This window comes from Curvibacter sp. T50, from assembly GCF_057219955.1.
In genome coordinates, this window is the sequence record NZ_JBXVVU010000001.1 from 1405241 (window position 1) to 1425504 (window position 20264).

The 20264-nt window shown below is 60.9% G+C and carries 16 protein-coding genes and 1 tRNA gene; 15 read left to right on the top strand and 2 right to left on the bottom strand.

Annotated features, from left to right (window positions below):
• The first annotated feature begins 27 nt into the window (after positions 1-27).
• From pepN to AC2EBU_RS06725, 7 genes are all read left to right on the top strand, one after another.
• Positions 28-2709: an aminopeptidase N gene (gene pepN / locus AC2EBU_RS06695; RefSeq protein WP_484610129.1), complete on the top strand. Its 2682-nt coding sequence runs from the start codon at positions 28-30 to the stop codon at positions 2707-2709.
• A gap of 39 nt (positions 2710-2748) precedes the next feature.
• Positions 2749-3756: a class 1 fructose-bisphosphatase gene (locus tag AC2EBU_RS06700; protein WP_484609587.1), complete on the top strand. Its 1008-nt coding sequence runs from the start codon at positions 2749-2751 to the stop codon at positions 3754-3756.
• A gap of 244 nt (positions 3757-4000) precedes the next feature.
• Positions 4001-5143 (top strand): tyrosine-type recombinase/integrase, encoded by a 1143-nt coding sequence (locus AC2EBU_RS06705; protein ID WP_484609588.1) that lies wholly within the window; start codon positions 4001-4003, stop codon positions 5141-5143.
• Positions 5144-5834: 691 nt separating this feature from the next.
• Positions 5835-6188 carry a hypothetical protein gene (locus AC2EBU_RS06710; protein ID WP_484609589.1) on the top strand — a complete coding sequence of 118 codons (354 nt, stop codon included), beginning with the start codon at positions 5835-5837 and terminating at the stop codon, positions 6186-6188.
• A complete protein-coding gene (locus AC2EBU_RS06715; protein WP_484609590.1) occupies positions 6185-6757 on the top strand; it encodes a hypothetical protein in 573 nt (190 codons plus the stop codon). Before AC2EBU_RS06710 ends, AC2EBU_RS06715 begins: the two co-directional genes overlap by 4 nt.
• On the top strand, positions 6750-7283 hold the full coding sequence (locus AC2EBU_RS06720) for a hypothetical protein (RefSeq protein ID WP_484609591.1): 534 nt from the start codon (positions 6750-6752) through the stop codon (positions 7281-7283). Before AC2EBU_RS06715 ends, AC2EBU_RS06720 begins: the two co-directional genes overlap by 8 nt.
• A 91-nt stretch (positions 7284-7374) precedes the next feature.
• Positions 7375-8796: a hypothetical protein gene (locus tag AC2EBU_RS06725; RefSeq protein WP_484609592.1), complete on the top strand. Its 1422-nt coding sequence runs from the start codon at positions 7375-7377 to the stop codon at positions 8794-8796.
• Positions 8797-9354: 558 nt separating this feature from the next.
• Here the strand turns inward: AC2EBU_RS06725 and AC2EBU_RS06730 are convergent.
• Together AC2EBU_RS06730 and AC2EBU_RS06735 are read right to left on the bottom strand one after the other, a co-directional pair.
• Positions 9355-9675, bottom strand: coding sequence for a hypothetical protein (locus tag AC2EBU_RS06730; protein ID WP_484609593.1), 321 nt, complete (start codon positions 9673-9675; stop codon positions 9355-9357).
• A 163-nt stretch (positions 9676-9838) separates the two neighbouring features.
• A tRNA-Thr gene (locus tag AC2EBU_RS06735) sits at positions 9839-9914 on the bottom strand.
• A 382-nt stretch (positions 9915-10296) separates the two neighbouring features.
• Here AC2EBU_RS06735 and AC2EBU_RS06740 point away from each other — a divergent pair.
• The 8 genes from AC2EBU_RS06740 to AC2EBU_RS06775 all read left to right on the top strand — a co-directional run bounded on the left by AC2EBU_RS06740 (position 10297) and on the right by AC2EBU_RS06775 (position 20263).
• Positions 10297-10755, top strand: a complete 459-nt coding sequence (locus tag AC2EBU_RS06740; protein WP_484609594.1) for a hypothetical protein — start codon at positions 10297-10299, stop codon at positions 10753-10755.
• A 42-nt stretch (positions 10756-10797) separates the two neighbouring features.
• Positions 10798-11298 (top strand): hypothetical protein, encoded by a 501-nt coding sequence (locus AC2EBU_RS06745; RefSeq protein ID WP_484609595.1) that lies wholly within the window; start codon positions 10798-10800, stop codon positions 11296-11298.
• Between the two features lie 68 nt (positions 11299-11366).
• Positions 11367-11972 (top strand): restriction endonuclease subunit S, encoded by a 606-nt coding sequence (locus AC2EBU_RS06750; RefSeq protein ID WP_484609596.1) that lies wholly within the window; start codon positions 11367-11369, stop codon positions 11970-11972.
• Positions 11973-11993: 21 nt separating this feature from the next.
• Positions 11994-13520, top strand: a complete 1527-nt coding sequence (locus tag AC2EBU_RS06755; protein ID WP_484609597.1) for a type I restriction-modification system subunit M — start codon at positions 11994-11996, stop codon at positions 13518-13520.
• Positions 13513-14670, top strand: a complete 1158-nt coding sequence (locus AC2EBU_RS06760) for a virulence RhuM family protein (RefSeq protein WP_484609598.1) — start codon at positions 13513-13515, stop codon at positions 14668-14670. Before AC2EBU_RS06755 ends, AC2EBU_RS06760 begins: the two co-directional genes overlap by 8 nt.
• Positions 14660-15892, top strand: a complete 1233-nt coding sequence (locus AC2EBU_RS06765; RefSeq protein ID WP_484609599.1) for a restriction endonuclease subunit S — start codon at positions 14660-14662, stop codon at positions 15890-15892. The genes AC2EBU_RS06760 and AC2EBU_RS06765 overlap by 11 nt, the downstream gene beginning before the upstream one ends.
• 142 nt (positions 15893-16034) lie before the next feature.
• Positions 16035-16952: an Abi family protein gene (locus AC2EBU_RS06770; protein WP_484609600.1), complete on the top strand. Its 918-nt coding sequence runs from the start codon at positions 16035-16037 to the stop codon at positions 16950-16952.
• 5 nt (positions 16953-16957) lie between these two features.
• A complete protein-coding gene (locus AC2EBU_RS06775) occupies positions 16958-20263 on the top strand; it encodes a type I restriction endonuclease subunit R (RefSeq protein ID WP_484609601.1) in 3306 nt (1101 codons plus the stop codon).
• Position 20264: the final 1 nt, after the last annotated feature.

Below are 20264 nucleotides of genomic sequence, written 5' to 3' on the forward strand. Positions count from 1 at the left end.
TGCCCCAACCCGGAAAGTTTCCCCATGATGCGTGAAGGACAAGCCTCGGTGATCCGCCGCGAGGACTACACCGCGCCGGCCTACTGGATCGACACCGTCGATCTGGGATTTGACCTCGATCCTGCCAAGACCCGCGTGCTCAACCGCATGCGCATGCGCCGCAACCCGGACGTCGCGCCCCAGGCCTTGCGTCTGGACGGCGAGGAGCTCAACCTCGCCCGGGTGCTGGTCAACGGCAGCGGCACTTCGTTCAAGATGGACGGCAACCAGCTGGTACTGGAGAACCTGCCCGAAGGCCCCGAGCCTTTCGATCTGGAGATCTTCACCACCTGTGTCCCGGCCAAAAACACCAAGCTGATGGGCCTGTACGTCAGCAACGAATCGTTCTTCACCCAGTGCGAGGCCGAGGGTTTCCGCCGCATCACCTACTTCCTGGACCGCCCGGATGTGATGGCCAGCTACACCGTGACGCTCCGGGCCGACAAGGCAAAGTACCCGGTGCTGTTGTCCAACGGCAATCTCGTCGACCAGGGCGATCTGGACGACGGCCGACATTTCGCGAAATGGGTGGACCCGCATCGCAAACCCAGCTACCTGTTCGCCCTGGTGGCCGGGGTGCTGGTCAGCCGGGAACAGCGCATCGTCTCGCGCAGCGGGCAGGAGCACCTGTTGCAGGTGTACGTGCGCCCCGGCGACCTGGACAAGACCGAACACGCGATGAACTCCCTGATGGCCAGCGTGGCATGGGACGAGGCACGCTTCGGGCTGCCGCTGGACCTGGAACGTTTCATGATCGTCGCCACCAGCGACTTCAACATGGGCGCGATGGAGAACAAGGGCCTGAACATATTCAATACCAAGTTCGTGCTTGCCAACCCCGCCACCGCCACGGACACCGACTTCGGCAACGTAGAAAGTGTCGTCGGCCACGAGTATTTCCATAACTGGACGGGTAACCGCATCACCTGCCGGGACTGGTTTCAGCTGTCCCTGAAGGAAGGGCTCACCGTCTTCCGTGACCAGGAGTTCAGCCAGGACATGGCCGGCGAAGCCAGCGCCCGCGCCGTCAAGCGCATCGAAGACGTGCGGGTGCTGCGCACTGCCCAGTTCCCCGAGGACGCCGGCCCGATGGCCCATCCGGTACGGCCCGACCAGTACCTGGAGATCAACAACTTCTATACCGTCACGATCTATGAAAAGGGTGCCGAGGTCGTGCGCATGATGCAGACGCTGGCCGCGACCGAGGGCGACCCCCTGGGACGTGCCGGTTTCGCCCGTGGCATGACACTGTATTTCCAGCGCCACGACGGACAGGCGGTTACCTGCGATGACTTTGCCCAAGCCATTGCCGACGCAAACCCGGACTCGCCTCTGGCGGCGCTGCTGCCCCAGTTCAAGCGCTGGTACAGCCAGGCCGGCACACCCCGGGTGGCCGCCACCGGGCACCATGACGCCGCCTCGGGCCGCTACAGCCTGACCCTGACCCAGAGCTGCCCGCCAACCCCCGGCCAGTCGACCAAGGAACCCTTTGTGATCCCGCTCGCGCTGGGTCTGCTGGACGCGGATGGCCGGGAGATTTCCGGCTCCGCGCGCACCCATGTGCTGACCGAAGGCAGCGAGACGGTGGTTTTCGATGGCGTCAAGGAGCCGCCGGTACCCTCCATCCTGCGCGGATTTTCGGCGCCGGTGATCCTTGAATTCGACTACAGCGATGCACAGTTGCTGACCCTGCTCGCCCACGACACGGATCCCTTCAACCGCTGGGAGGCGGGCCAGCGTCTTGCCCTCAAGCGGGCCCTGGAGTTCATCCGCAGCGATGCCGACCCGGCCGGCGCGCCGGTGCTGGACGCCGCCTGCCTGGACGCCCTGCGCAGCGTGCTGCGTCACCCGGTTCTGGATGCCGCCTTCAAGGAACTGGTGTTGACCCTGCCCTCGGAGACCTACATTGCCGAGCAACTGGACATCGTCGATCCGCAGCGCATCCATGCGGTGCGCGAAGCCATGCGTGAGCAAATGGCCCGGGCATTGCAGGCTGACTGGCAGTGGGCCTGGGAAACACATCGAGATACCGGTGCCTACCGGCCCGATCCTCAGTCCTGCGGACGCAGGGCACTGGCGGGCCTGGCGCTGACGATGTTGTGCCTGGCGGCCCGTGCAAGCGGTGACGTGATCTGGCCCGGCCGGGCCTATCAGCGTTTCAAGGACGCCGGCAACATGACCGACCGCTTTGCGGCGCTGTCCGCCCTGGTCGGCAGTGCGCATCCGCTCGCGGCCGAAGCGCTCACGCGTTTTCATGCCCTGTTCCGCGACGAGGCGCTGGTGCTGGACAAATGGTTCGCACTGCAGGCCGGAGCGCCGGACCGCGGCGGCGACGTGCTGCCGCGCGTGCGCCAGCTGTTGCAGCATCCCGATTTCACTTTGCGCAATCCCAACCGTGCGCGCAGCCTGATCTTCAGCTACTGCAATGCCAACCCCGGTGCATTCCACCGTGCCGACGCCGCCGGATACGTGTTCTGGGCCGAACGGGTGCTGGAACTGGACACATTCAATCCGCAAGTCGCCGCCCGCCTGGCCCGCGCGCTCGACCGCTGGAAAAAACTGGCCGACCCCTGGCGCACCGCCGCCCGCGAAGCCATTGCACGGGTTGCCGCCCGCAACGACCTGAGCAACGATCTGCGCGAAGTGGTCACCCGGGCGCTTGCCGATTGAGTTCGCGGCCAAAACTGTCCCTTTTTTCTGGAGAGCCTGATGAGTAAACGAGTTTTCCTGACCCGCTATCTGGTCGAGCAACAACGCCACGATGGCCGAATCCCGCCGGAGCTGCGACTGCTGCTCGAAGTGGTCGCGCGCGCCTGCAAACGCATCAGTCTGGCCGTCAACAAGGGCGCTCTGGGTGAAGTGATGGGCTCCGCCGACAGCGAAAACGTGCAGGGTGAAGTGCAAAAGAAGCTGGACATCATTGCCAACGAAGTACTCATTGAAGCCAATGAATGGGGCGGCCACCTGGCGGCCATGGCCTCCGAAGAGATGGAGGGCATCTACCTGGTGCCCAACCGCTATCCCCAAGGTGAATACCTGCTGCTGTTCGACCCGCTGGACGGCTCCAGCAACATCGACGTCAACGTGAGTATCGGCACCATCTTCAGCGTGCTCAGGAAGCCGGAGGGTGACCGCGGCGTGGAAGAAAGCGACTTCCTACAGCCGGGTTGCCAGCAGGTGGCCGCGGGCTACTGTGTCTACGGCCCTCAGACCACGCTGGTGCTGACGGTGGGCGACGGCGTTGCGATGTTCACCCTGGACCGGGAGCAAGGCTCTTTCGTTCTGACCGAAGAAAATGTGCGCATCCCGGAAGACACCAAGGAATTCGCCATCAACATGAGCAACATGCGCCACTGGGACGAACCGGTGCGCCGCTACATCGACGAATGCCTGCAGGGCAAGGAAGGCCCGCGCGGAAAGGATTTCAACATGCGCTGGGTGGCTTCCATGGTCGCAGATGTGCACCGCATCATGACCCGCGGCGGCGTCTTCCTGTACCCCTGGGACAGACGCGAACCCACCAAACCGGGCAAGCTGCGCCTGATGTACGAGGCCAACCCCATGGGCTGGCTGATCGAGCAGGCCGGCGGCGCCGCCACCAATGGCCGCCAGCGCATCCTGGACATCGCGCCGCGCACGCTGCACGAACGCGTGAGTGTGATCCTGGGCTCCAAAAACGAAGTGGAGCGGGTAACCAGCTACCACAACCCGCTATAATTTAGGGCTTACGCCGGTGTAGCTCAGTCGGTAGAGCAGCTCATTCGTAATGAACTGCTCATACCTCCGAAAAACTGACAAAAAACTCATCAGCATCAACAACTTAAGCGCCACCTGTGTGGCGCTTTTTTGTTGTTTGGCACACTCATGGCACAGCGCCCAAGTTGTGCCAAGAAGGCCCAGGACAGTCAACCCCGATGTGCTCCGTGTCTCCCTCAACTTTCAAGCGTGAAGGGGAAAACACATGGCAAGCATTCGAAAACGCACTGACTCCTCCGGCACGATCCGGTATCACGTCCAAGTTCGCCTGCGAGGCTTTCCGCCTCAGACAAAGACCTTTGACAAGCTCAAGGAAGCCAAGGCGTGGGGAGAGCGGACTGAGGCCGAACTGCTCGACGGGCGCCTCATGCCCCACGTCATCGCTCAGCGCCACACCGTGGAAGAAATGCTGGAGGACTACCGCAGCCGCGTACTGATCCCGCACAAACCGAAAGAGTTGCGCACTCAGGGCCCTCAACTGGACTGGTGGATCAGCAAGATTGGCCGCTACAGCCTGGCAGACATCACGCCCGCCATCATTGGCAAGTTCAGGGACGAGTTGCTGGCAACGCCGGTAGGTGGCAAGACGCCGAAGCCGCGCGCGCCCGCCACTGTCGTGCGCTACATGGCAGTGCTCTCTCACGCCTTCAACGTGGCGTCCAAGGAATGGGGCTGGTTGCCTGCATCGCCGATGGAAAAGGTCAAGAAGCCGAAGGTCGCCAACGGCCGCATTCGCTACTTGACCGTTGAAGAACTCGAACGCCTGCGAGCTGCCATCGCGCAGTCGGAAAATAAGTTTCTGTCCGTGGTTGTCGAAGTTGCTCTCGCCACAGGCATGCGCCATAGCGAGATCATGAATTTGCGCTGGCAAGATTTGTTGCTCGACGTGCAGGGGCTGCCAAGCCTGGTCATCCTCAACGAAACCAAGAACGGCGAGCGTCGCGGCGTACCTCTGACGGGCCAGGGCCTAGCGCGCGTTGAATCCTTGCGGCAAGAGCACATGCAGGCCAACAAGGGCGTCGTCAAAGGTGAGCGCCTTCTGTTCCCCAGCGACACCAAACAGGACACCCCTGTCGAGTTGCGCACAGCCTGGCACACGGCATTGCGCCGCGCCAAGATCGAGAACTTCAGGTTCCACGACTTGCGCCACTGCACGGCAAGCATGTTGGCCATGGAAGGCGCCAGCGGCCCGGAAATCGCCGAAATCCTCGGCCACAAAGACCTGCAAATGGTCAAGCGTTACGCCCACCTCAGCAAGGCCCACATCGCGGGTGTCCTGACGCGGATGAACGAGGCCCGCTTGACTGTTCCGACACCCGCCTCCGAGCCCAAATCGACCAGCGTTTAGCGGGTCAATTCGCCTCGCCGGTCATCGACATCAACGTCATTGAGGCCACGGAAGCCGCGACTGAGAAGGCGACAGGACGGTCACGTTTGCTCGCGCTTCACTGGGAAACACCTCTGAAACCGACCGTCCAGTTGTGTCAAACACCGTATGCGCCAGGAGCATTCTTGAGCGTCCACGGCGACAGGCGATAGCATTGATCCCACGCCGTTGTGCATGAGACTAGCTCTTCATGACCTCGGCGTGGTTGCCATCGCTCTGATGGCAGCAGCGCAGGTGCCGTACTGGTGCTGTGCGCGCCACGCGGGTTAGACGACCCGCGCATTGAATTCGACTCTGACCACCAATCGTCCAAGCCCTCGGGGCTCTGTGTCCCGCGCAGTGCTTGGCTCCAACTCCCGCATCAGCAACGTGCTGAGCGGACATCTTTCAACCTCTGCAGTGCAGCGGGTGAAGGCTGGTTGCGTGCGTCATTGAGTCGCTGAAGCTCACACTTCCGTCAATACCGTGCACGTAGCCGGTCCCTCCATGCACTGCCCATCCGTTCAAACGGAAGGAGCTACGTATGACCATGACATCAAGCCCTCGCGACACACGCGAGACCAAGACTACGCCGCACGTCGAGGCACCCAGTCCACAAGATCGAACACCGTGCACTGAGGGCGTGACATCACCTGCGAACAAGGATCAAACCATGGCTGCAACGTCCCTGAGCCCATCGGTACAGGATACTGCCGCAGATTCCACTGCCGTGCCCAGCGAGGTGCGCCGCAAACGTAAAGCAGCACCGGCAGCAGCACCACTGAGCATCAACGAGAAGCCCGTGCTGACGGTCCTGGAGGCAGCATTGCTTGGCGCGCACAGCCCCGGTGCGCTGCGGCACCTGATCTTCAATTCCGAAGCCTGGAACCGCTACCCCGATGGCAAGTACCGCCGCTCGATGGGTTTCGACCGTTGTGTCATCCGCCCGCCAGGCCAACGCCGTGTCTTCATCGACCGCGTCAAGTACCTGCAATGGCTGAACAGCAACACGGAGGTGACGCCATGAACACCATGACCATTTCGCACCGCAAATGGCAATTGCCTGTGCCAGTGGCTGACCTACAGGCGATGAAATTCCACAACCCTAACGACCCTGCGGAAGCCGGTGAAACCACCTTTGATGTGAATGTCGGCACGACTCCCTTCCGCCTCTATTGCGCTGATCGCGATCCAGACCAGGTGCTGCGTCACGCCGTCGCCGGAATCCAGATTTTTCACTCGGTGATCTTGAACGACCCGGCACAGCGAACGCGCCAAACAGTCAACTTCAAGATCGATGGTGTCGGCACTTTCGACATTAGTGCGAACCACCAGGAAGAGGAAATTAACGTCTTTGTGCATGGCAAATCGCACCTGACCATCGAGTTGACTTCGCCCCTCAAATGGAAAGACCACGGGCTGAGTTGGCTTTTGGAGCAATCAACTACGGACACGGTCAAAGCGTTGATCGCCTACTTGCGCAGCCACCCTATCGGCCCCGGCCGCGTGCCGGTCCTGGCTGGCAAGTACACCAGTTGGAATGCCGCGCTGGAGTATGCAGGCCTGCAACTTGACGACGGGTGGGGCCATGACTGAACTTCATTTGCCATATCGACCGCAGGCTGTTTCAGCTCACCGCGAGGCCATCGAAAGCCGCCGACCGATCTTCAGCCAACTCGTGACTCTTGGCGACGATAACTCGTTGCTGCACATGGACCTGATGTTCGAGCCGAAACACTGGATCGACCGCCGCATTGTGGGCGTCTTGTTCCGCATTCGCGAGGCGTCGTTCGAGGGAATTGATGCACTGGGCCTGGCCATGCTTTGCCTGGAGAACCACTACTTGCGCAACGACGCCACCGCAAGCATGTCCCAAGTGGCGCGGCTCGCAAACACAGACCGGCTGAACGAACTGGCGGAGGGAACCACCACCGTCAACGTGCGCACGGAGCCCACTTCCGGCCATGTGGAAGTCACCTGGCATGAACGCGGCGTGCATGTCGATCTGCCAGCCTACTGCATGTGGCCCACGGTCGGCCTCGGCTGGGTGCTCGACCTCTTGCGCACCGGCCGTTGCCGAAACCCGTTTCGCCAGTCAGAGACGGCGACCGAGGCCTGGTAGTGCACGCCAGGCATGTACTTCAACCCAGCGGCGAGCAGCCAAGTAACGGCACACATGGCTGCTCGCCACAATAGCCACCGACATTGCAACCATGCTCGACGCCGCCACCATCTCAGGCCTCATTAGACCGGTCAAATTCACAGACGCGAACCGTTTCCAGCAGGTTGCGTTCCTGCAAGAAAACGGCACAACTTTCAAACACACCGACGGCTACTACCAAAGCCCGCTCACCGGTGCGCAATTCCGCATGACACCCGCGAAGGAGCGCCACAAGAACGACATCTACTGGCGGCTGCACATCTGGCTGCCCGTCAACGCCATCTTGCGCGGTCAGAACTACCTCCTGGGCGAGCACACCGACATCCCGTTCATCCTGCACACCCTCGCCAAGTTCATCCGCCTGTTCTTGCTGCACTTCGGCTTCACGCCCAGCGAAGTTCAGTACTTCATCGACACCGCGCGCCTAGAAGACATGGAGCCTAGCTACCACGTAAGCTGCTCTTCACCAAAGGCCGCCGCCAATGCCCAGAAACGCTTGCTGCGCCACCTAGAGTGCTTGTCGCCTTTGCGCCTGGCGCACTACCGTCTGTGGAAGGTCAAGGTGATGCGCACCAACAAGGCCATGACCACTTACGCGCATGTGGACCGTGCCATGTTGCGCACCTACCTCAAAGCCCTGCTGGCACGCCCCACGGAACGCAAGGCCCGCATGGTGGGCTTCATTGCGGAGAACATGAAGCCATTTGCCAAGCATCTGCGGGCCGCCGTGGCCTCAGATATTCGCATCGAGCCGTTTCTTGAGCGCGGGATGCTGGTCAAACACGGCATTGACGATCCCCGCACCCTTGACCCCGAAAAGGTGCTCATCGCCATCGAGGACGTGTTCACGCAAGCTGGCTTGACCACTCCCTTTGTAAAGTCCATTGACGAGGTAAATCAAACCGGCCTGCACGTGGGTGTGCGCAACACCTTGCATCGTTACTTCGCGGGCGAAGACCTCAACAAATCACTCACCCCGGCGACGCGCAGCCGCCATGGCGCAATCTTGCGCAAGCGTGGCGTGGAGATTGGCGTTTCACTGCGTGACCACCGCGCGGAACTGAGTGGCACCATCGGCAAACAGATTGGATATGCCAACCGCCGCAAGCCGCCGGTAGAGCTGTTGCCACTGATGCTGACACGGAAGTTCTTGTCGGTCTTGAACGCGTACTTCGACAAGGAGATCGCCATCGTCACGGCGCGTTTCGACCAGGCCACTCATGACATGCGCGAAATGGAGCGCCAGCAAGGTGTGTTCCTGTTCCGCTGTCGTGACCCGTACTTGAGCGACTGGCTGCGTCCGGTGAGCGCACCGCAGCACCCGGAGCACACCAATGCCACGGCCGTCGATTCCGAACGCCCGCGCAAACCCCCATTGCGGATCACCATCGGCGGGAAGAAGGCGCGTGGTGTCGGCTCGGTGCCTGTCGTCCGTGACGACGATGAAAACTCCGGGGAGGCCACCAACGTATAGGCAACCCCATGCAAAGCAATCAGCCAGGAGGGCTCCATGCGGAGCCCTTTTGTGTTCGCGAGCGTCAGCTCGCCAACAGACTGTGCCAGCGCCGGGTTTCTAGCCACCGCCGGTGCCAGGGGCACCACTCCACGTACACACAGCCACCACGACGCCGCCAGCAGGCCTCGGCAATTTGCTGGCTATACGTTGTATATACATGGAGGTAGGCGATGCCGCTCTTGACAGCATGGGGCAATTCCACTGGGTGCCGGTTACCCGTCGCGATTCTGGATGTTGTCGGATGGAAGGCTGGCGACCGGGTGCAGATCATTGCCCGTCCGGATGGTGTGGTGGAAATCCGCGCGAACCACGTTTCAGGCCGCGCCGTACCGCGCCCACCCACAGACGCCGTCGAGGCCGATGAGGAGCCCACGCAATGGTGAGGTGCTTGATAGAAGCCTACGCCGCCAGCGGGCGGCGCTGGATCATCGACGCTGAAACACCCCGACAGGTAGTCAAGGATGCGATCAGCTTGACTTTGCGGGTCGCGATGCTGTCCGCAAGCTCCGCCTGCTTTTAGGGCTCATCAATGCTTTCGGCCAAGTCGGCAAGATCATTCAGACAGATCACAGGCATTTCGTCAGGAAACGTGTCACGCATTACCGTCAGCTTTGCCGGGCCAAGGATCAGCCGCAGCTCAGGCAATTCATAGCGGCGATGGGTCACGCGGCATAGACGCTCCCAGCCCAGCTTGATCTGCGCGTAGCTGGTGGGGTTGAGGGGCTGCTCGCCAAACCAGCGATACAGCTCGGACCAGTCGATGGCGACTGCCGCATCTTGGTAGAGGCCTTCGAGTGCCTGGTTCAGTTCCAGGCGGGTGGCGGGGGTGATGTTCATGCTGGGCTCCAAGTCGTTGAAAGCGAACAGCACAAAATTGATCCACGCACCTTGACGCACAGACATGAAGGCGCAAACTCGGTGTGCCATGCTGTGCCCCGGCGCCAGAAAGCAAAAAGCCGCACGAGGCGGCTTCTTAACTTGTTGATTTTTATGGATTTTTTGGTGCCGGAGAGATGAATCGAACACCCGACCTTCTCATTACGAATGAGCTGCTCTACCGACTGAGCTACACCGGCACTACCCACAAAACTGTGTTCCGTAGAGCCTCGCATTGTAGCGTCGATTTGGTGTTCTAGGAAGCAGTCCGCGCGGAGTGCCGCGACGTGAATCCACAACAGATGGGTCAAGGGCGGTAGAAACGGATCAGCCCCGGCGTCGTAAGAGGTGCAGGCTGCCGAAGTTTTACGGCGCTCGATCCGCACACGGCCCCCGTGCTACCGTGAAAAAGCCGCCGCTCGGGGACACCACGCAGCGCACGGCAACCGCTCGCACAGCAGCCCCGTTTATCGCTCGGGCTGCCAGCCATCCCCCTCGTTAACCGCCAAGCCTCCGACGGCCCTTGCCGCAGAGGCTGGTGCTGCTGTGCGCATTTTTCTTTCACGCACAGGAGCAATCTCAATGGCAACTACACCCACCCCCACCAGTTTCCAACCCACGTTCAAACGCATAGGCCAGCAAGATCGACATGACGATGCCATTTGCGTCATCGCGATGCTGTCCGGCAAAACCACCGACGCGATCATTCGACAGGCAGAAGGGCTCGGGCTCCCCAAGGTTGGCCCCTACCATGCATGGATCGACGGCGACATGATCGCCAAGCTGCTGGCCGGGAACGGACTGGTGGCAACCGTGTGGAAGGAGTGCACGAGCTACAAAGACCTGCCCGAGGTAGCCATCGTGATGGTGGACTACGACGCTGACTGGGAAGTCGGCCGCTGCGTGCTCTATCACCGCAACACTTCCAGCGATGGCAAGACAGCACAACCCTACGTCGTTGATCCCTACCCCCATACCGACACAAAACTGCACCTGCGGGTTGGCACCACAGACCTCAACGGGCTCCCGCCGTCCTGGTAAATCGGCGTCACGCAAATGGCGAAGGCGGCCGGCAAGTAAGCCATGCGCGGGCCGTACCTCTTCCCCGTGCTGATGGGTCAAACGGTCACGGCCCTGCGCGTGTGTGACTCCAACGAAGATACAAAAGGCACCTCCGCTTCGGCTCAGGGGCTAGGCTTTGGCGCCATTGCCCTGCAATGCGAGCACCATGCCCTGCTGTGCTACAGCCCGAGCCGATACCTTCGGTGGCCGCACGGCAGCGTCTTTGGCCGGTACGGTGGCGGCCAGGCGGTGCTGCCCTTCCGCATCAGCCTGTGCGAAGTCAGCGACTTAGAGTACTGGCTACCCATCACTGCAGGCGCGCACTGGTCGCATCAGTTCAACCCCATGCTACCCGTGCGTGGAGATGTGCTGTCCGAAGCGCCTCAACTGGTGCGAGACGCACCGTCCAACGATTGGCAGCTAGAGCTACGGCTTGCCCCCGAGAGGTGGTTTCGGGTGATGTGCCACTCGGACACCATAAAGGGCCTCCAACTGGCGCCGATCAAGCATCCCCATGCATAAATTTCGCATCATCCGCAATGATGCAAAAATAGTTTGATACCCGAGAATTCTCGGGTATCATCTGCGTCATGCTGATTGATGCAAAATATTCCGTCATAGGAAACCTAACCACCCTGCGAAGTGGTTACCCCTTCCGGGGCTCCATTGAGGAGTCGGCCGATGGTGAAGCCCTGGCCGTACAAATGAAAGATGTCGATCCAGACCTTGGGGTGAGCTGGTCAGGCGTCATGCGCACCACCCTAGCGGGCCGCAAACAGCCAGACTGGCTCAAAGCCGGTGACGTCCTGTTCGTGTCCAAAGGTGCCCGGTTTTATGCGGTTTGCATTGACGAGCCGCCCAGTGCGGCCGTGTGCAGCCCGCACTTCTTCCTGCTTCAAGTGTTGCCACGGGCCGAGCTACTGCCAGCTTTTTTGGCCTGGCAGATCAACCAGCCCCCATTCCAGCGTCAGCTTCAACAGGCCGCTGAAGGCAGCAGCCAGCTGAGCATCCGTCGCCCCGTACTGGAATCGCTCACGCTGAGCGTGCCGTCGCTGGCAGACCAGCAACGCATCGTTGCCCTGGCCGACCTTGCGCGCCAGGAGCGACACACCCTCCACCGACTCATTCACAACCGCGAGCAACAACTCCAGGCGCTCGCGGAAGGTCTTGCGCATGCCGCACAGGCCGCTCACTGAACAAACCAGGGAACCCACACCATGAACGACACCACCACCGAAATCACCTCTGTCAGCCAGGACGACATCAACGCCGCCGTCTGGGCCGCGTGTGACACCTTCCGCGGCACCGTGGACCCCAGCATCTACAAGGACTTCGTCCTGACCATGCTCTTCCTCAAGTACGTGTCGGATGTCTGGCAAGACCACTACGACGCCTACAAGAAACAGTACGGTGACCACCCGGAGCTGATTGAGGAAATGCTCAAGAACGAGCGTTTCGTGCTGCCAGCCAGGGCCAGCTTCTATGCCCTGCACACCCTGAGGCATAGCCCCGGCAATGGCGAGCGCATCGACAAGGCCTTGCACGCCATCGAAGAGGCCAACATCACCAAGCTGCGTGATGTGTTTCAGGACATCAGCTTCAACTCCAACAAGCTGGGCGACGAACAGCAGAAGAACGACATCCTGCGCCACCTGCTGGAAGACTTCGCCAAGCCTGAGCTGGATTTGCGCCCCAGCCGTGTTGGCCAACTCGACGTGATCGGCAACGCCTACGAATTCCTCATCAAGAACTTTGCCTCCACCAGCGGCAAGAAGGCTGGCGAGTTCTACACCCCGCCCGAAGTCTCTGCACTGATGGCACGCCTGATGGCGCCGCAAGAGGGCGACGAAATATGCGACCCCACCTGCGGCTCCGGGTCGCTGTTGATGAAGTGCGGTCGCCTGATCCGTGAGAACACCGGTTCACGCAAGTACGCGCTCTATGGGCAAGAAGCCATCGGCAGCACCTGGGCGCTGGCCAAGATGAACATGTTCCTGCACGGTGAAGACAACCACCGCATCGAGTGGGGCGACACCATCCGCAACCCCAAGCTGCTTGACGGTGCGGCCAGCCTCAAGCATTTCGACATCGTGGTGGCCAACCCACCGTTCAGCCTGGAAAAGTGGGGCTTCGAGGGCGCCGACGCCGACAAGTTCAGCCGCTTCCGCCGGGGCGTGCCGCCGCGCACCAAGGGCGACTACGCCTTCATCCTGCACATGATCGAAACCATGAAACCCGGCACCGGCCGCATGGCTGTGGTCGTTCCGCATGGCGTGCTGTTCCGTGGCGCTGCCGAGGGGCGCATTCGCCAGAAGCTGATCGAAGAGAACCTGCTCGACGTGGTGATTGGGCTGCCCGAAAAGCTGTTCTACGGCACCGGCATCCCCGCCGCTGTGCTTGTGTTCCGCAAGAACAAAGCCGACGACAAAGTGCTATTCATTGACGCCAGCCGCGACTTCGAGGCCGGCAAGAACCAGAACCTGCTACGCGAAACCGACCTGCTGCGCATCCTGACCACCGCCGCCACACGGCAGAGCGTGGACAAATATGCCTACCTCGCCACGCCTGCCGAGATTGCCGAGAACGACTTCAACCTCAACATCCCGCGCTATGTGGACACGTTCGAGGAAGAAGCCGAAATCGACCTGATGGCCGTGCGCAAGGAGCGTGAGCAGCTCAAAGCCGAACTGGCCAGCCTGGAAAACCAGATGGCCGTCTACCTGAAGGAGTTGGGCTATGAGTAAAGCGCCAAAACCCAGCACGCCGACTAAGGCAATAGATGCATCGGTGGCGTTGAAGACGCAAGCCAGCGCCGAAAGCCAGGGCGAATTCGTTCTCTACACCACTGACGACGGCCTCACCCGCGTAGAAATGCGGGCCGAAGGCGGCTCGCTGTGGCTCAGCCAGGCCGAAATCGCCACGCTGTTCCAGACCACGCCGCAAAACGTCACCCAGCATGTGAAAGCCATCTATGCCGAGGGTGAAGCCGACTCCGAAGCAACTTGTAAGTCTGGCTTACAAGTTCGCCAGGAGGGTGGCCGCTTGGTCCGCCGCAATGTGCGTTTCTACAGCCTCGACCTCATCCTGGCCGTGGGCTACCGGGCGCGTTCGGCACGCGGCACCCAGTTCCGCCAATGGGCCACGGCCAACCTGAGCGAATACCTCCTCAAGGGTTTCGTGATGGACGACGAGCGCCTGAAGAACCCGCCCGTGGGGGACTCGGTGCTGCCAGACCGCTTCGGCGAATTGCTGGAACGCATCCGCGACATCCGCGCCAGCGAGCGCCGCATGTACCTGCGGGTGCGCGAAATCTTCGCGCTGGCGGCCGACTACGCCCCCACGCTGCCCGAGACCACAGCCTTCTTCCGCATCATCCAGAACAAGCTGCACTACGCCGTGTCGGGCCAGACGGCCGCCGAGATCATCCGCCGCCGTGCCGACCACACCCAGCCCAACATGGGCCTGACCACCACCCGCAAGGGCCAGGTGCAGAAAGCCGATGTGGGCGTGGCCAAGAACTACCTGAACGAGCAGGAAATTTCAGAGCTGAACCGCATCGTCACCATGTGGTTGGACTTTGCCGAAGACCAAGCCACGCGCCGCAAAGAGGTGTTCCTGAAAGACTGGGCCGAAAAGCTCGACGCTTTCCTCAGCTTCAACGATCGGCAGGTGCTGGTGGGCGCAGGCAAGGTGTCGCACAAGCAGGCGGTGGCTCATGCGCAGAGTGAGTACGAGCAGTTTGCGGCGCAGCGGCGTACGACGTTGGAGAAGGAAGGCGAGGCTTATGCCGTCCGAATGCTGGGTTCGAACTCCACCGACAACGATGCCGTGGAAGCCTTGGGCAAGGTGGCCAAGCGGCTGACGAAGAAAAAAGGGGGACGTAATGCTGCTTAAGGGATGGAAGCGTTCAACGCTTGGGGAGTGCACAAAGCTACTTTCTGGCAACACGCCCAGCAAGGAGCGTCAAGATTATTGGTCCGGCGACTTTCCTTGGGTGACTGTGAAAGACATGAAAACGCCTTGGCTCCACAGGACAGGGCTGACCCTTACCCAGGCTGGCAAAGCAGCAGCATCGGTGGCCCCTGTGAATTCGATCTTGGTAGTTACACGTGGAATGGCCTTGCTAAAGGATCTCCCGATCAGCCTCGCCATGAGAGATGTCGCTTTTAACCAGGACATCAAGGCAATCGTCCCGAATCCAGGTCTGGATGCCCGCTTCCTCGCTTACCAACTGCAAAGCAAGAAGCACGTGGTATTGGATATGGTCGATACCGCAGGCCATGGGACTGGAAAGCTCGACACAGATCTACTGAAGTCCATTGATGTGGTGCTGCCGCCGATCCCGGAGCAGCGCCGCATTGCCCAAATCCTCGCCACCTGGGATCAAGCCATTGCTACAGCGGAGCGGTTGCTGGCCAACAGCCTACGGTGCGCCCGCGACCTAATGGTGTCGTTGTTGTCAGGACACCGCCGCTTTCCTGGGTTCTCAGATAAGTGGCGCTACGTGGATTTAGATGCCGTCTTTGAGCGGGTTACGCGCAAGAACAGCACGCAGAACACCAATGTGTTGACGATCTCAGGGGAGCATGGGCTCATCAGCCAACGCGACTACTTCAACAAGTCCGTCGCCAGTGCCAACCTCAGCGGCTACACGCTGCTGCACCGGCATGACTTTGCCTACAACAAAAGCTACTCGGCGGGTTACCCGATGGGGGCGATCAAGCCTCTGATGGCCTATGACGCGGGTGTCGTTTCAAGCCTGTATCTCTGCTTCAGACTGCGCGGCGACGTAGATGCCGACTTCGACTTCTTCCGTCATTACTTTGAAGCTGGCCTGTTGAATCAGGAGATTGAAGGCATCGCACAAGAAGGTGCTCGAAACCACGGCCTGCTGAATGTGAGCGTGACCGACTTCTTCAAACTGCAGCTCCACATTCCCACCGCGCCAGAACAGCGGCGCATTGCTGAGGTCATCAACGTGGCGAGGGCAGAGGAGGTGCGGCTTCAGGCTCAAGTGCAGGCATTGCGACAAGAAAAAGCCGCCCTCATGTCCCAGCTCCTGACTGGCAAGCGCCGCGTCAAGCTGCCCGCAACCGAAACGGAAGCTCAAACATGAAAACGGTGACCCGCGTGTCCGCTGGAGTAGATGCTCGTTTCTCAGACCTTTGTGATGCTAAAATAATGGCAACACAGCCGCCACGCCTCTGCTTTTGCAAGCGCAACCTTGGCGGCTTTTCTTTTGCCCGGCGAGGTTGCACATGGTGACGGCAGCCCTCGTGCCGTATGGCAAACCTGCATTGAGCTATGCGCAGCAGGTCGCGCAGTTGGTGGCGCGCGGTATGGCGGTCTCGGAGCCTTTAGCGGCTGAGGCCTTTCTCTCCAAGACCAGTTACTACCGCCTGAGTGCGTACTGGTATCCCTTTCGCGTCAGGGATGCTGCTGGAACCGTGCTGGATGCATTTGAGGCTGGAACCTCGTTCGATCAGATCGTCCAACTGTATGAGTTCGACCGTGAGCTGCGTTTGCTGGTACTGGATGCGTTGGAGCGTGTGGAAGTCTCCGTTCGCACGGCCGTGACCCACCAGCTCGGCATGGCCCATGGCGCATTCGGTCATGAGGTGGCTGGTAATTTTCATCCCCAGTTCAACCACGCGGACTGGGTAACCAAGCTTCGAACGGAGACGGGTCGATCGACTGACGCCTTCGTCGATCACTTTCAGAGCCGCTACTCGGACTATCCCGCGATGCCCATCTGGATGTGCACCGAAGTTGTGAGCATCGGCGCACTGTCTCTGCTTTATAAGGGAATGCAGAACAGCGACAAAGCGGCGGTAGCTGCAACGTTTGGCTTGCACCCCAAACGCTTGCAGGACTGGCTTCATGTCCTGTCTTACGTGCGCAATGTCTGTGCGCACCACAGCCGCCTCTGGAACCGCGACCTGGCGATCAAGCCGCGAGCCATGCCGGAACCAGAGTGGAATGCGCCGATGCTGCCCAGCAACAGCCGACTATTCTGTGTGCTCCTGATGTTGACCGTATTGCTGAACAAGTCAGGCGGAAGCCTTGCTTGGCGTGGCCTGTGCACCGGCTTGCTTCGTCGGTTGACAGCGTCTCCACGCTGGCGGGCTGCTATGGGGCTGCCGCCGAATTGGGAGGTGCATCCGCTGTGGAAATGACGACGATGACGCCCAACTCCCGCGAGCAGTACAGCGCCCACCTGCCCGCGCTGCACCTGCTGTGCAACCTGGGCTGGAACTTCCTGACCACGGCGCAGGCGCTGTCCTTGCGTGGCAGCACACGCGAGGTATTGCTCAAGCCCCGGCTGATCGAGGTGCTTCAAACCCGGCGCTACGAATACAAGGGCCAGTGGTACCCGCTGTCGCCCAGCGGTATCGACCAGATCGTGCGGGAGTTGTCGGCGCTCAGCCTGGCCGAAGGGCTGATGCCCGCCAACGAGCGGCTGTACGGCAAGCTGGCGCTGGGCATCACGGTGACGGAGTTCATGCCCGATGGCAAGAAGCACCAGCCCACCATTCCCGTGATCGACTGGGCTGACGCGAACGCCAACCGTTGGGATGTGACCGAAGAGCTGGAGGTTCTGGCCGCGCAGGGCACGCACCACCGCACGCCCGATGTGGTGGCGTATGTGAACGGCATACCGCTGGTGGTGGTTGAGGCCAAGCGGCCGGAGTCGGGCGGCGGCAGCCACCCCGCCAAGGCGATGGTGACCGAGGGCATCAGCCAACACCTGCGCAACCAGCGGCCAGACGAGATTCCCAACCTGTTTGCCTATGCCCAGGTGCTGCTGTCCATCAGTCAGACCGAGGGCCGCTACGGCACCACGCACACGGCGGCCAAGTTCTGGGCCAAGTGGCGGGAAGAAGAATGGGATGAGGCCCACATGCAGGCGCTCAAGAACAAGGCACTCAAGCCGGATGTGCGCACTGCGCTGTTCGACGGCAAGCCTGCCGCGCTGGCCGCGTACTTCGACACGCTGTGGAGCGCCCCCATGCAGGCCACCGAGCAGGACCGCTTGCTGGTGAGCCTGCTGACCCCGGCACGGTTGCTTGAATTCCTGCGCGGCTATGTGCTGTTCGACCGCAAGGTGGGCAAGATCGTGGCCCGCTACCAGCAGTTCTTTGGCATCCGCGCGCTGCTGGCGCGCATCAGCCAGAAGAAGCCCGAATCGCAGGGTGGTGGCCGCGAGGGTGGCGTGGTGTGGCACACCACGGGCTCTGGCAAGAGCTTCACCATGGTGTTCCTGACCAAGGCGCTGTTGCTGGTGGATGCCTTGAAGGAATGCCGCGTGGTGGTGGTGACCGACCGCATTGACCTGGAAACCCAGCTCGCCCGCAACTTCATGACCGGTGGGGCCTTTGGTTCCAGCATCGCCACGCAGAAAGATGGTGAGAAGAGCCGCACGCTGTCTGGTCGTGACTTGGCACAGCGCATTGGTAAGGGTACAGAGCGCATCACCTTCACACTGGTGCACAAGTTCAACACGGCGTCCAAGCTGCCGGAGTGCCGCAACGACTCGGCCGACATGATCGTGCTGGTGGACGAAGGCCACCGCAGCCACGGTGGCGAGACGCATGAGCGCATGAAGAAGGCACTGCCCAAGGCGGCTTACATCGCCTTCACGGGGACGCCCTTGCTCAAGGACGAGAAGACGGCCAACAAGTTCGGCCCCATCGTGCACGCCTACACCATGCAACGCGCGGTGGAAGACGAAACCGTGGCCCCGCTGCTGTACGAAGAACGTGTGCCCGAGTTGGACATCAACGAAGAGGCGGTCAACCGCTGGTTCGAGAAGATCACCAGCAACCTCAGCGATGCCCAGCGCACCGACCTGAAAAAGAAGTTCGCCAAGAAGGGCGCCATCTACGGTGCGGCCAACCGCATCGAGTTGATTGCCTGGGACATCGCCACCCACTTCAACGAGAACATCAAGAAGCTGGGGCTGGGCCTGAAGGGACAGGTGGCCACCGACAGCAAGCTCGACGCCATCCGCTACAAGAAGGCGCTGGACGACACCGGCTTGGTGACCAGTGCGGTGGTGATCTCGGCGCCGGACACACGCGAAGGCAACTCCGATGTTGACGAGGAAACGCTGCCCGAGGTGCAAAAGTGGTGGAAGCAGGCCATGGCCACGTGCGGCAACGATGCAGAGACCTATGAGAAGCAGGTGGTCAACGACTTTGGCACAGACGGCGCCCCCGACTTGCTGATCGTCGTAGACAAGCTGCTGACGGGTTTCGACGAGCCGCGCAATACGGTGCTGTACATCGACAAGCCTCTCAAAGGGCACAACCTGATTCAGGCCGTGGCGCGCGTCAACCGTCTGCATGACGCCAAGCGGTACGGCGTTCTGGTGGACTACCGAGGCATCTTGAAGGAACTCGACACCGCCATCCGTGCCTACCAGGACTTGGAAGCTCGCACACAAGGCGGCTTTGACATCAGCGACCTGGAGGGCCTGTACCACCAGTTCAGCACCGAGTACAAGCGCCTGCCAGCTTTGCATGACGAGCTTTGGTCGTTCTTCAATTCGGTGACCAACAAGCTCGACCGCGAGCAGTACCGGCAGGTGCTGGCACCGAAGTTCGTGAAGGGAAGTGACGGCGAGGAGTACGACGAGCGGCAGAAGCTGCGAGACGACTTCTACGAGGCACTGACCGCCTTCGGCTTGTGCTTGCAGACCGCGCTCTCCTCACGCAGCTTCTTTGAGGACAAGAGTTTTTCTGAAGCACAAATCGCTCGGTACAAGGCCGACCTCCGTTTCTTCACCGAGCTACGGCAGACTGCCCGCCGCGATGCCATGGAGACGGTGGATTACAGCGTCTACGAAGAACAAATCCGCAAGCTGGTGGACAAGCAGGTCATCGGTACAGAAGTGCGCGAACCCGAGGGCGTCTATCTGGTGCACCAGTTGGGGCAAGCAGAAGACCCGAAGGACTGGTCGGAAGAGAAAACGCGCAATGAGACGGACATGATCCGGACCCGGCTGCGCAAGACCATCGAACAGGAGCTGGCGGCCGACCCCTATGCGCAGAAGGTGTTTGGTGAACTGCTGCGTCAGGCCATCGCTGAAGCGGAGGCCATGTTCGACCATCCGCTGAAACAGTACGCCCTGTTTAAGTCCTTTGAGGAAAAGCTGGACGCCCGTGCCACCCCGGATATGCCGGATGCACTGGCAGGCAAGCCACATGCCAAGGCCTACTTTGGCGCGATGCGTCTGATCCTAGGAGATGAAGCCTTTGCCGCGCTGAGTGGCGATGCGACGGACAAGCTGGTGCAACAAGCAATTGCGATGGACACCGTGGTGCGCGACGCCGTGGCCGAGAACTCGCTCAACCCACAAAACATTGAAGCTGCCATTCGCAAGGGTCTGCTGCCCCTGTTGTTTGGCACGCTGGGCTTGGACAATGCCAAGCTGGTGGTCGAGCAAGTCATCCAGATCACACGTGTCGGGTTGAGCAAGTCTTGAG

Coding starts and splice junctions, on each gene's coding strand:
- pepN (WP_484610129.1), top strand. CDS start 28: ATGCGTGAAGGACAAGCCTCGGTGATCCGCCGCGAGGACTACACCGCG.
- AC2EBU_RS06700 (WP_484609587.1), top strand. CDS start 2,749: ATGAGTAAACGAGTTTTCCTGACCCGCTATCTGGTCGAGCAACAACGC.
- AC2EBU_RS06705 (WP_484609588.1), top strand. CDS start 4,001: ATGGCAAGCATTCGAAAACGCACTGACTCCTCCGGCACGATCCGGTAT.
- AC2EBU_RS06710 (WP_484609589.1), top strand. CDS start 5,835: ATGGCTGCAACGTCCCTGAGCCCATCGGTACAGGATACTGCCGCAGAT.
- AC2EBU_RS06715 (WP_484609590.1), top strand. CDS start 6,185: ATGAACACCATGACCATTTCGCACCGCAAATGGCAATTGCCTGTGCCA.
- AC2EBU_RS06720 (WP_484609591.1), top strand. CDS start 6,750: ATGACTGAACTTCATTTGCCATATCGACCGCAGGCTGTTTCAGCTCAC.
- AC2EBU_RS06725 (WP_484609592.1), top strand. CDS start 7,375: ATGCTCGACGCCGCCACCATCTCAGGCCTCATTAGACCGGTCAAATTC.
- AC2EBU_RS06730 (WP_484609593.1), bottom strand. CDS start 9,675: ATGAACATCACCCCCGCCACCCGCCTGGAACTGAACCAGGCACTCGAA.
- AC2EBU_RS06740 (WP_484609594.1), top strand. CDS start 10,297: ATGGCAACTACACCCACCCCCACCAGTTTCCAACCCACGTTCAAACGC.
- AC2EBU_RS06745 (WP_484609595.1), top strand. CDS start 10,798: ATGCGCGGGCCGTACCTCTTCCCCGTGCTGATGGGTCAAACGGTCACG.
- AC2EBU_RS06750 (WP_484609596.1), top strand. CDS start 11,367: ATGCTGATTGATGCAAAATATTCCGTCATAGGAAACCTAACCACCCTG.
- AC2EBU_RS06755 (WP_484609597.1), top strand. CDS start 11,994: ATGAACGACACCACCACCGAAATCACCTCTGTCAGCCAGGACGACATC.
- AC2EBU_RS06760 (WP_484609598.1), top strand. CDS start 13,513: ATGAGTAAAGCGCCAAAACCCAGCACGCCGACTAAGGCAATAGATGCA.
- AC2EBU_RS06765 (WP_484609599.1), top strand. CDS start 14,660: ATGCTGCTTAAGGGATGGAAGCGTTCAACGCTTGGGGAGTGCACAAAG.
- AC2EBU_RS06770 (WP_484609600.1), top strand. CDS start 16,035: ATGGTGACGGCAGCCCTCGTGCCGTATGGCAAACCTGCATTGAGCTAT.
- AC2EBU_RS06775 (WP_484609601.1), top strand. CDS start 16,958: ATGACGCCCAACTCCCGCGAGCAGTACAGCGCCCACCTGCCCGCGCTG.